Annotated in this window: 10 protein-coding genes and 1 tRNA gene; 8 read left to right on the top strand and 3 right to left on the bottom strand. The window is 71.5% G+C overall.

The window, feature by feature from the left end; translation table 11 throughout:
- Positions 1-6 precede the first annotated feature (6 nt).
- Positions 7-705, top strand: coding sequence for a response regulator (locus AB0J52_RS13800; protein ID WP_500181929.1), 699 nt, complete (start codon positions 7-9; stop codon positions 703-705).
- Between the two features lie 20 nt (positions 706-725).
- Here the strand turns inward: AB0J52_RS13800 and AB0J52_RS13795 are convergent, their stop codons facing one another.
- Positions 726-1157 (bottom strand): YybH family protein, encoded by a 432-nt coding sequence (locus tag AB0J52_RS13795; protein WP_500181927.1) that lies wholly within the window; start codon positions 1155-1157, stop codon positions 726-728.
- A gap of 63 nt (positions 1158-1220) precedes the next feature.
- On the bottom strand, positions 1221-2111 hold the full coding sequence (locus tag AB0J52_RS13790; protein WP_500181926.1) for a LysR family transcriptional regulator: 891 nt from the start codon (positions 2109-2111) through the stop codon (positions 1221-1223).
- A 119-nt stretch (positions 2112-2230) separates the two neighbouring features.
- Here AB0J52_RS13790 and AB0J52_RS13785 point away from each other — a divergent pair, with 119 nt between their 5' ends.
- Both AB0J52_RS13785 and AB0J52_RS13780 read left to right on the top strand, forming a co-directional pair.
- The gene (locus AB0J52_RS13785; RefSeq protein ID WP_500181925.1) at positions 2231-2623 is read left to right on the top strand and encodes a hypothetical protein; all 393 of its coding nucleotides are present in this window, start codon (positions 2231-2233) and stop codon (positions 2621-2623) included.
- Complete coding sequence (locus AB0J52_RS13780) at positions 2616-4211, top strand: multicopper oxidase family protein (protein ID WP_500181924.1); 1596 nt, start codon at positions 2616-2618, stop codon at positions 4209-4211. The genes AB0J52_RS13785 and AB0J52_RS13780 overlap by 8 nt, the downstream gene beginning before the upstream one ends.
- Before the next feature lie 220 nt (positions 4212-4431).
- On the opposite strand, the gene AB0J52_RS13775 is transcribed toward AB0J52_RS13780, so the two are convergent.
- Positions 4432-4514 (bottom strand) — tRNA-Leu (locus tag AB0J52_RS13775).
- Positions 4515-4641: 127 nt separating this feature from the next.
- On the opposite strand from AB0J52_RS13775, the gene AB0J52_RS13770 reads away from it, so the two are divergent.
- The 5 genes from AB0J52_RS13770 to AB0J52_RS13750 all read left to right on the top strand — a co-directional run bounded on the left by AB0J52_RS13770 (position 4642) and on the right by AB0J52_RS13750 (position 10886).
- Positions 4642-5394 (top strand): FHA domain-containing protein, encoded by a 753-nt coding sequence (locus tag AB0J52_RS13770; RefSeq protein ID WP_117359288.1) that lies wholly within the window; start codon positions 4642-4644, stop codon positions 5392-5394.
- Positions 5395-5405: 11 nt separating this feature from the next.
- Positions 5406-5954: an FHA domain-containing protein FhaB/FipA gene (locus tag AB0J52_RS13765; protein ID WP_500181923.1), complete on the top strand. Its 549-nt coding sequence runs from the start codon at positions 5406-5408 to the stop codon at positions 5952-5954.
- Positions 5951-7642 carry a Stp1/IreP family PP2C-type Ser/Thr phosphatase gene (locus tag AB0J52_RS13760; protein WP_500181922.1) on the top strand — a complete coding sequence of 564 codons (1692 nt, stop codon included), beginning with the start codon at positions 5951-5953 and terminating at the stop codon, positions 7640-7642. The genes AB0J52_RS13765 and AB0J52_RS13760 overlap by 4 nt, the downstream gene beginning before the upstream one ends.
- Before the next feature lie 3 nt (positions 7643-7645).
- Positions 7646-9292 (top strand): FtsW/RodA/SpoVE family cell cycle protein, encoded by a 1647-nt coding sequence (locus AB0J52_RS13755; RefSeq protein WP_500181921.1) that lies wholly within the window; start codon positions 7646-7648, stop codon positions 9290-9292.
- Between the two features lie 121 nt (positions 9293-9413).
- Positions 9414-10886, top strand: coding sequence for a peptidoglycan D,D-transpeptidase FtsI family protein (locus AB0J52_RS13750; RefSeq protein WP_500181928.1), 1473 nt, complete (start codon positions 9414-9416; stop codon positions 10884-10886).
- Positions 10887-10943 lie beyond the last annotated feature (57 nt).

Below are 10943 nucleotides of genomic sequence, written 5' to 3'. Positions count from 1 at the left end.
TCCCGGATGGACCGGCCGGTGAGCGAGGCGGTCCGCGTCCTGGTCGCCGACGACCAGGCGCTGCTGCGCGGCAGCTTCCGCGCCCTCATCGAGACCACCTCCGACCTCACCGTGGTCGGCGAGGCGGCGACCGGGACGGAAGCCGTCGAACTCGCCCGCACCCTGTGCCCGGACGTCGTCCTGATGGACGTCCGCATGCCGCACATGGACGGCATCGAGGCCACTCGCCGCATCCGCCTGGCCGAGGACACCAGGGACGTCCGGGTCATCATCCTGACCATGTTCGACCTTGACGCCCATGTCTTCTCGGCCCTGCGCGCGGGCGCGGCGGGCTTCCTGCTCAAGGACACCCCGCCGGGCGACCTCCTCGACGCCGTGCGCGTCGTGGCCGCGGGCGAGGCGCTCCTCGCACCCAGCGTGACCCGCCGCCTCATCGCCGAGTTCGCCCGGCGGCCCGAGCCCGGCCCCGGCCCGGACCTTCCGCGCCCGGACGGCCTGGACGCCGTCACCGACCGGGAACGGCAGGTCCTCGTCCTCGTCGCCCGCGGGCTGTCCAACACCGAGATCGCCGAACGCCTGCACCTGAGCCTCGCCACCGTGAAGACCTACATCGGACGGCTGCTCACCAAGCTCCAGGCCCGCGACCGCGCCCAGCTCGTGATCGTCGCCTACGAGTCCGGGCTGGTCAGGGCGCTGTCCGGCTGACCTGGAGGGCGCCGGGCCGGTCACGGCTCCAGGTCGGTCACGCCCCTGCCGGTCGGGAAGTCGAACGGCACGGACGCCTGGTCGTGCACGATCATCCAGTCGCCGCCGGTCCGCCGGAAGCAGAACATGGCGCGCACCCACATGCCCTTCGCCGCCGTCCCGTCCGCCAGCGTGCCGCTGAGGCGGCCGAAGCAGTGCCCGAACGCGACGTCGCCGCCCACGGTCACCGCCAGGTCGCGGACCTCGTAGGCCACGTCCTGGAACAGGGTGAACACCTTGGCCCAGTTCCTCATCTTCGCCTCGACGCCGACGTGCTGCAGCGGCGGCTCGACGTCGAAGGACACGACGTCCGCCGCGTACAGCCGCTCCAGGGCCTCGATGTCCTTGGCACGGATGCCCTCGACGATCGCGTCGATCCGTCCCCTGACCTCGGTCTCCTGCTGTGAAGCCATCGCGATCACCCTTTCCCGTGGTTCCAGGCTTGCGCTGATACGACGGCACAGCACCCCGGGATGTCAGGCCGCCGCCGTCCCTCCGCCCCAGTCCCAGCTCGTGAGGGTGGCGCGCATCAGCCGCGCGGCGGTGGACAGGTGGCTTCCCGCGCCCCAGTACAGGCTGAGGACGCGCCGGCACTCGGGGTCGTCGACGGCGATCCAGGCGACGGGCGCGCCGGCGGCCGAGCGCCGGGCGAGGTCCGGGACGAGGCCGACGCCGAGCCCGGCAATGATCATCTCCGCGATGGCGCTCGCCTCGTCCGCCTCGCAGACGATCCTCGGCGCGAGGTCCCGGGCCGCGAACAGCCGGTCGAGCAGGCGGCGGCCCCAGTGCCCGCGGTGCGCCGAGACGAAGGGCTGGTCCGCGATCTGCTCGACGGTCACCGACGTGCGGTCCGCCAGCGGATGGTCCAGCGGCGCGGCCAGCCATACGGCCTCGTCCAGCAGCCGGACGGACTCCAGCCCCTCGGCGCGGATGGGGTACGAGGAGACGCAGAGGTCGACGTCCTGGGCCGTCAGGCGGCGGGCCATCTCCGCCGCCGCGAGCTGGTACAGCTCGACCTCGATGTCGGGATGCGCCTTCCGGTAGGCCGCGAGCGGCCCGGTGAAGGTGAGCAGGGTCTCCGACGCCAGCCGGACGCTCCCGAAGCCCTCGCCCGCGGCCTCGGCGACCGCCCGCCGCCCCGCGTCGAGCTCGCCGAGCGAGCGCTCGACATAGCCGAGGAACAGCTTGCCGGTGTCGTTCAGCCGGAGCCGTCCGGCCCGGTCGAACAGGGGCGTGCCGAGTTCGCCCTCCAGCCGGGCGATGGTGCGGCTCAGCGACGGCTGGGCGACGCGCAGTTCCTCGGCCGCGCGGCTGAGGTGCTCCAGCCGCGCCACCACCAGGAACTGCCTGAGCGTGTTCAGGTCCACTGCTCCTCCTCCATGCGCGCGGCGTCATACCACCATAGCGATATTGATCTCAGACAGCAGTACCGAGGAGTCATAACGTCATCGAGTTCACGGAAGAGACAGAAGTAAGGAGGGGCGCCATGGCCGCCGCACGGCCCTCATGGTGGGTCTACAGAGCCGTCGTCAGCGCGCACCTGGTGGTGATCTTCGGCCAGCCGGTGTTCGCCGGCGTCCTGCTGAGCGGGGGCTTCGACGGGCTGCGCCTGCACGCGGCCGGAGCCAACGCCACCACGTCCCTCGGGTACGTGCAGCTGATCGTGGCGATCGTCGTGTGGGTCCGCGCCCGCCGCGCCTGGCCGTTCCTCGCGACGCTCGCCCTCGTGGCGGCGGAGACAGTCCAGTACTTCGCCGGGACGGCCGGCGCGCTGTGGCTGCACCTCCCGCTCGGTGTCGCGACCATCGCCGCGCTCGTCGTCCAGTTCGTGGACGTCTGGCGTCGCGCGCTCACCCTCCAGGAGGCCGCCGGTGAGTGACCACGCCATGGCCCGGCGCCGCGTCCTCGGCATCGGCGGAGCCCTCGGTCTGGTGGCCTTCACCGGGCTGACGACCGCGAACGCCCTGACCCGCCGTCCGCCGCGCACTGGCGCCGAACTGGGCAGCAAGGTCCCGCTGCCGCCGCCGTTCCAGACCCCGCTACCGCTCCCGGCCGTCCTGAAGCCGGTCAGCACAACGGGCGGGATCGACCGCTACGAGATCACCCAGCGCGAGACGACCGCCGAGATCCTGCCCGGGGTCCGCACACCGCTCTGGACGTACAACGGCACCTTCCCCGGCCCGACGATCGAGGCCCGCCGCGGCCGCCCCCTCACCGTCACGCACCGCAACGAACTGCCGGTGCCGACGGTCGTCCACCTGCACGGCGGACGCACCCCGGCGTCCTCCGACGGCTACCCGACCGACCTCGTCCTTCCTCGGGACTGGCGGGAACCCGCGCACGGCATGCACGGGATGCCCGGCATGGGGGACATGCGCGACCCGCACGCGGTGGAGAGCAGGCTGACGCGGGACTACACCTTCCCGTCCGACCAGCGGCCCACGATGCTCTGGTACCACGACCACCGGATGGACTTCACCGCGCCCGCGATCTGGCGCGGCCTCGCCGGCCTGCACATCATCCGCGACGACGCCGAGGAGGCGCTCGGCCTGCCCGCCGGCCCGCGCGAACTGCCCCTCGTGATCACCGACCGCGCGTTCGCCGCCGACGGGACGCTCCGCTACCCCTCCCTCGACCCCGCACTGCGCGGCCGGCCCGGCGTCGAGGACGACTACCTCGCCGGAGTCCTGGGCGACGTCATCCTGGTCAACGGCGCGCCGTGGCCCCTCCACGAGGTCGACGGGGCCAAGTACCGCCTCCGCCTCCTGAACGCCTCCAACGCCCGCCACTACGAGCTCGAAGCCGTGACCGACGACGGACGCCGGCTGGAACTCGTCCAGATCGGCGCGGACCAGGGTCTTCTCGCCAAACCTGTGGCCCACCGGTCCCTGCCGATCGCGCCCGCCGAACGCTACGACGTGGTCGTCGACTTCGCCGCCGTCAAGGTCGGCAGCCGGGTCAGGATCATCAACCGCATCGGCACCGGCCGCACCCGCGACGTCATGGCCTTCCGCGTCGCCCGCGCGGCCAAGGACGGCAGCCGCGTCCCCGGCGTCCTCGCCCGAGACCTGCCGGTCTGGCGCCGCTCGGACGCAGCCCGCGTGCGCGACTTCTCCTTCCGCGCCGGACGCATGGGCGGCGGCCACGGCTGGCTCATCGGCGGGAAGCCGTTCGACCCCGCCCGCACCGACGTGACCGTCCGCCTGGGCGACGTCGAGGTCTGGCGGATGGTCGCCGACGTCCACCACCCCGTCCACCTCCACCTGGTGGGCTTCCAGGTGCTCTCCCGCAGCGGCCGCCGCCCCCTCGCCCACGACGCGGGCCTGAAGGACACCATCTCCCTGCGCCCCGGCGAGGCCGCGGAGATCATCACCCGCTTCGACGGCTACCGGGGCCGCTACCTCTTCCACTGCCACAACGCGGAACACGAGGACATGGGAATGATGGCCAACCTGCAAGTGGTCTAGAGGCCCGCAGCACCGGCAATGCCCGAAGGGCGAGCTCGGCGAAGCCGATAAGGGGCCGGCCCCGCAGAAGCCGGCACATCCCCGGCAAGCCCGGCCACAAGGGGGGCGTGGGGGGCGAAAGCCCCCCACAGCCGGGGGTTCCGGGGGTCGCCCCTCGGGAAAAACGACGTAGGACCAGCGGCCCGCGCTTTCCGCGAGCACACTGGTCCTAGGTACTACGTGGGCGAGGAGGGATTTGAACCCTCACATCCTTTCGGACACACGGACCTGAACCGTGCGCGTCTGCCGTTCCGCCACCCGCCCCGGGTGTCGCCCCGTTTCCGGGTGCAGAAAGAGATTAGCACGGTTCAGGGGGTGGTCCGGCAACCGGATACTTCTAGCGAACCTTGACACCGATACGATCGTCTACCAGTGGGGAAGGGAGGTGCCCGTGGGCGTCATTCAGCGCTTCGAGCGACGGCTCGAGGGCATGGTCGAAGGTGCCTTCGCCCGGGCGTTCAAGTCCGAGCTCCAGCCGGTCGAGGTGGCCAGTGCCGTGCAGCGCGAGATGGACGACCGGGCCGCGATCGTCGCGGCGGGACGCACCCTGGTGCCGAACGACTTCGTCGTGGAGATCTCGCAGCAGGACGGCCAGCGGCTCCAGGTGTACGCCGACAGCCTGAGCCAGGAGCTGGCGAACCTCGCCCGGGAGTACGCGAAGGAGCAGGGGTACTCCTTCGTCGGCCCGGTGCGGGTCCGCTTCGAGAACGCCGACGACCTGGCGACCGGGATGTTCCGGATCCGGTCCGGCGTCATCCGCGGCTCGACGGTGGAGGGCGGGGAGATCCGCCGGCCGCCGTCGGACTACCCCCGCGCCCCCGGCGGCGCGTTCGGCGGGAACCCGCGGCTGCTGGTCACCACCACCATGGACAACGGCCCGGCGCACCAGAGCACCTACGAGATCAACACCCCGGTGACCCTGCTCGGCCGGGGCACCGACTGCGACCTTCGTTTGGTGGATCCGGGGGTTTCGCGGCACCATGCCGAGATCCGTGTTGAAGGTCCCGAGATCGTGCTCGTCGATCTAGGGTCGACCAACGGTTCCTTCGTCAACGGTCAGCCGATCCGGAGGGTCACCCTCGTGGACGGCTCCCGTGTGACGATGGGGCGCACCACACTCGTGTTCCGCCGCGATAGGGAGTAACCCCGACTCCGATGTCCGACTTCACCCTCACGCTGATCAAGCTGGCGTTCCTGGCGGTGCTCTGGCTGTTCGTCATCGCCGCCGTCGGAGTCGTCCGCGCCGACCTGTTCGGGTCGAAGGCCGCGACGAAGGCCGCCGGACGCGCCGCGGACCGGGCCGCGCGGGCCGCCCAGCAGCGACCGACCAAGGCCGCCGCGCGGCCCCCGCAGGGAGCACCGCAGGCAGCGCCCCAGGGGCCGCCGCAACACGGCGGCCAGCGGGGCGGCGGGGCGCCGTCCCGGCTGGTGGTGGTCCAGGGTGAGCGGACCGGCACCGTCATCGACCTCACCGGGGTGCCGATCTCCATCGGGCGCGCGAACGACTCCACCCTCGTGGTGACCGACGACTACGCTTCGAGCCGACATGCCCGGCTTTACGCGCAGGACGGCCAGTGGATCGTGGAAGATCTCGGTTCGACCAATGGGACCTATCTGGGCCGCACGAAGGTGACCCGGCCGATGCCGGTGCCGCCGGGCGTCCCGATCCGTATCGGCAAGACCGTGATCGAGCTGCGCAAATGACTCTGGGAATCCGCTACTCCGCCCGGTCCGACGTGGGCATGCTGCGCGAGGGCAACGAGGACTCGGGCTACGCGGGCGCGCACCTGCTCGCCGTCGCCGACGGGATGGGCGGCCACGTCGGCGGCGAGATCGCCAGCGCCGCCGCGATCTCCGAGATCCGCAAGCTGGACAAGGCGATGCCGGCGACCGAGCTGCTCGCCGCGCTCGAGCACACGGTCAAGGCGGCCAACGAGAACCTGCACCGCATCGTCGAGTCCGACCCGGCGCTGCAGGGCATGGGCACCACGCTCACCGCGATGCTGTGGGCGGGCAACCAGATCGCGCTGGTCCACATCGGCGACTCGCGCGCCTACCTGCTGCGCGACGGCAGCCTGTTCCAGATCACGCACGACCACACGCTCGTCCAGTCGCTGGTGGACGAAGGCCGGATCAGCCCGGACGAGGCCGCCTCGCACCCGCAGCGCTCGCTGCTGCTGCGCGCGATGGACGGCCGGGGCGAGATCGACCCGGACCTGTCGCTGCGCGAGGCCAAGCCCGGCGACCGCTACCTGCTGTGCTCGGACGGGCTGTCCACGGTGGTCACCGCCGAGACGATCTTCCAGGTCCTGACCGAGGCGGACGAGCCCGACCAGGCCGTCCGGCAGCTGATCGACCTGGCGAACCGGGGCGGCGGGCCGGACAACATCACCTGCGTCTGCGCGGACGTGGTGGAGCTCGGCAACCAGCCGCCGCAGCCGGGCCCCGGACGGGCCGTCGGCGCGGCGGCGAACGCGGCCCCCGCGCAGGCCCCCGGCGACCCGAACGCGCCCGGCGGGCCCGGCGGTCCGGGAGGACCGGGCGGCCCGGGAGGCCCCGGCGGCCCCGGTGACACTCCGGCGAGCCGCGCCGCGCAGCTGCGCGACACGATGCCGCAGCAGCCGGTCGCGGTCGACGAGATGCCGCCGCCGATGCAGCACCCCGGCCCCCCGCAGGGCGGGCCCGGCGGGACGGGCCCGCAGGCGACCGTTCCCGACCCGCGCTACCAGGAGCCGCACCAGTACGCGGCCGAGCCGGAGTTCCAGCCCGCCGGCCGCCGCGAGCGCCGCGCCGCCAAGCGCGCGCAGCGCGGCCCGCGCCGCTGGCTGTGGCTCGTCGTCGTCGCGGGCGTGTTCGTCGTCGCGGTCGCCGGCAGCGGCGTGTTCTTCGTCCAGACCGCCCGCGCCGGCTACTACGTCGGCGAGGAGAACGGCAACGTCGTGCTGTTCCGCGGCACCACCCAGAAGATGCCCCTGATCAGCCTGTCCCGGAAGGCCGACCGGCAGCCGAACCCGCCGATCAAGGTCTCCGACCTCCCGCAGGACCGCGCCCAGGCCGTCCGCGCGACCTACACGGTGAAGGGCCCGTCCGCGCTGGACGACCTGGCCCGCGCCGTGTGCCGGTACAGCCTGCGCGACGAGGGCGGCAAGGTCGCGGTCCGGCGCGGCGTCGAGCAGAACGACTGCTCGCCGACGACCGTCCGGCCGGGCACGATCACGGTGGCCGAGCTTCCGACGTCCGACCAGAACTCCGTCCGCGACGGGAAGTTCTCCTACATCGGCGTGGCCGCGGCGGACCGGAAGATCGCCGAGCTGTCCGCCCGGGTGGACCAGTGTCGGGGGGCGCACCCCGCGATCAAGGACTGCCCCGCGCCGTCGAGGGGCAGGTCGTAGCGCATGCACGCACTCGGGGAGCAGATCCGGGCCCAGATCCCGTACCAGCGCCGCAACGCGGCGTCGCTGGCGCTGCTGGTGTTCGCCATGGTGCTGACGCTGGCGGCGTTCGCCGAGGTCGGCCTGGCGCGTGACGGCTCCATCCCGGCGGGCCTGTTCGGCTACGGCGGCGGCCTGGTCGTCCTGGCCCTGATCGCGTACGTCGCGCAGCTGCGGTTCGCGCCGTTCGCCGACCCGCTGCTGCTGCCGCTCGCGGTGGCGCTGAACGGGCTCGGCCTCGCCATGATCTACCGGCTCGACCTGGACACCAGTGCCGACCGCAAGGCCGCGGAGGTCGCCGGCAAGAAGGTCATCAAGGACGCGGCGGACGCGCCCGGCCAGCTGATGTGGACGTTCGTCGGGATCGCGCTGTTCGTGGCCGCGATCGCGATCATGCGCGACACCACCAAGCCGGACGCGAAGCTGTCGTTCACGCCGAAGACCGCGCAGCGCTACACCTACATCATCGGCCTCGGCGCGATCATCCTGCTGATGCTGCCGATCGTGCCGGGCATCGGCGCGGAGATCAACGGCGCCCGGGTCTGGATCAACGTCGGCGGCTTCTCGGTGCAGCCGGGCGAGTTCGCCAAGCTGATGCTGGTCGCGTTCTTCGCCGGGTACCTGGTGAACAAGCGGCAGGCGATGTCGCTGATCGGCAAGAAGGTCGGCCCGCTGTCGCTGCCGCGCGCCCGCGACCTCGGCCCGGTCCTGGTGATCTGGCTGCTGTGCCTCGGCGTCCTGTTCATGCAGAAGGACCTCGGCACCGCGCTGCTGTACTTCGGCCTGTTCGTGTCGATGGTGTACATCGCCACCCAGCGGGTCTCCTGGGTGATGATCGGTGTGGGCCTGCTGGCCGTGGCGGTGTTCGTCGTCACGCTGCTGCCGTTCATGGCGCACGTGAACCAGCGCATCGACATCTGGCAGAACCCCCGGCCGTACTTCGACGGCGGCTGCCTGATGAGCAACGGCAAGGTCGTCCCGGTCAACCCGGACACCGACATCTTCAAGCAGGCCAAGCAGACCCTTGAGACCAAGGCCCAGCAGCAGGAGGCCGCCGGGCAGAAGGTCACGGCGATGCAGACCCGGCTGGTCGGGCCCGGCTGGTGGGCGTGCACGAAGATGGGCGGCGAGTACTCCGACAGCGCCCAGCTCATGAAGGGCATGTTCGCGCTCGGCCAGGGCGGCGTGCTCGGCACCGGCCTCGGCCAGGGCAAACCGTGGCAGACGCCGCTGTCGTTCAGCGACTTCATCTTCGACTCCATGGGCGAGGAGCTCGGCCTCACCGGCCTGATGACGCTGCTGCTGATGTACGCGCTGATCGTCCAGCGCGGCATGAAGACCGCGGTCGCCGCCCGCGACCCGTTCCTCAAGCTGTTCGCGGGCGGTGTCTCGTTCGTCCTGGCGATGCAGGTGTTCGTGATCGTCGGCGGGGTGACCAAGCTGATCCCGCTGACGGGTCTGACGACGCCGTTCCTGTCCCAGGGCGGGTCGTCGCTGATGGCGAACTGGATCCTGATCGCGATCCTGGTCCGGATGAGCCACGACGCGCGCAAGCCCGCGCCGCAGGCCATCCAGGACGAGGGAATGACCCAGATCGTGAGCCTTCGATGACCTGGCGTCCGACCGGGAGGCCGGGCCCCCGCCCCGCGTCCCGCCGCCCGGACGCCGGTCTCCGGGCCCGCCCCTCCCGTAGCCCCCATGCCCCCGAGCGAGGAGAAGCCGCGTCGTGAACATGGACAAGCCGGTCCGGCGGGTCGCCGTGTTCGCCCTGCTGCTGTTCTTCGGGCTGATGGTCCAGGTGAACTACGTCCAGGGCACCCAGGCCGAGAAGCTGCAGAAGGACCCGAAGAACACTCGCCAGATCAGCGAGGTGTTCAACAACCCGCGCGGCCAGATCACCGCGGGCGGCGAGGTGCTCGCCTGGTCCACCCCGACCGGCAAGGACAATCCGAAGTACGGCCGCAACTACAAGGACGGCAAGGCCTTCTCCCCGGTCACCGGGTTCTTCAACGGCGGCGGCTACAAGGTCGAGCTCGCCTACAACGCGCTGCTCGCCGGCACCGACAAGCGGATCACCCACCAGCGCTGGTTCGACCAGTTCATCGGCAAGAAGCCCGAGGGCGGCAACGTCGACCTGAGCATCGACCCGAAGGCGCAGCGGATCGCCTACGAGCAGCTGGTGAACGGCACGGCCCGGCGGTCCGGCGCGGCCGTGGTCGACATCAAGACCGGCGCGATCAAGGTGCTGGCCTCCAACGCCGCGTTCGACCCGAACGAGGTGGCCCCGCAGCGCGGCAGCCAGGGCGCCAAGCGCCTGGACGAGCTGGACCACACCACCACCGTCATCAAGCCGCTGATCGACAACGCGATGATGCAGACCTTCCCGCCCGGTTCGTCCTTCAAGACGGTCACCGCGGCGGTCGGCATGGAGGAGCTCGGGCTGACCGAGAGCTCCACCGTCCAGTCCGGCCAGCTGATCCTGCCGGAGTCGGGCCGGCCGCTGCCGAACTCGCACGACGGCGGGAGCTGCGCGGGCCAGGCCTCGCTGAAGGGCGCCTTCGCCGAGTCCTGCAACACCACGTTCGGCAAGATGGCGCTGGACCTCGGCATCGACAAGCTGAACGCGGGCGCGGCCAAGTTCGGGTTCGGGCAGAACGTGCAGGTCGAGCCGCTGATGAAGGCGGCCAAGAGCGAGGTCCCGATCTCGGTGCCCGACCTGTCGACCGGCAAGTCCATCCCGACCGGCAAGGACGGCACGGCCCGCTCCGGCATCGGCCAGGAGAACGTCCGCGCGACCCCGCTGCAGATGGCCATGGTCGCCCAGGCCGTCGCCAACGGTGGCAAGATCATGCGCCCGTACGTGGTGCAGCGCGCCACCGCCAAGGACCAGTCCGAGGTGTACAAGGCGTCCCCGCAGCTGTTCTCCCAGGCCATCAAGCCGGACACGGCGAGCGCCCTGCGGGACATGATGCGCGCCGTGGTGTCCGAGGGCACCGCCACCAACCTCAAGGGCGACGACATCGCGGGCAAGACCGGCACCGCCGAGCAGGGTTCGGACATCCCGAACGCCCGCTGGTTCGTCGGTTTCGGCCCGGTCGAGCACCCGCGTTACGCCTTCGCCGTGGTCACCGAGGGCAAGGGGGACGGCGCGCACGGCGCGGGCCCCATCGCCGCCGCCATCATGCAGGCGGTGATGAAGAAGTGAGCACGGGTACCCTCTCGGGGAGCCAGGACGGAGCACGCCTCCGCCCGGCCGGGCGGC

It is taken from the genome of Spirillospora sp. NPDC049652, from assembly GCF_040675125.1.
In the GTDB taxonomy this organism is placed as follows: Bacteria; Actinomycetota; Actinomycetes; order Streptosporangiales; family Streptosporangiaceae; genus Spirillospora.
Note: the sequence above shows the minus strand (reverse complement) of the source record. Positions and strands in the feature narration are given on the sequence as shown.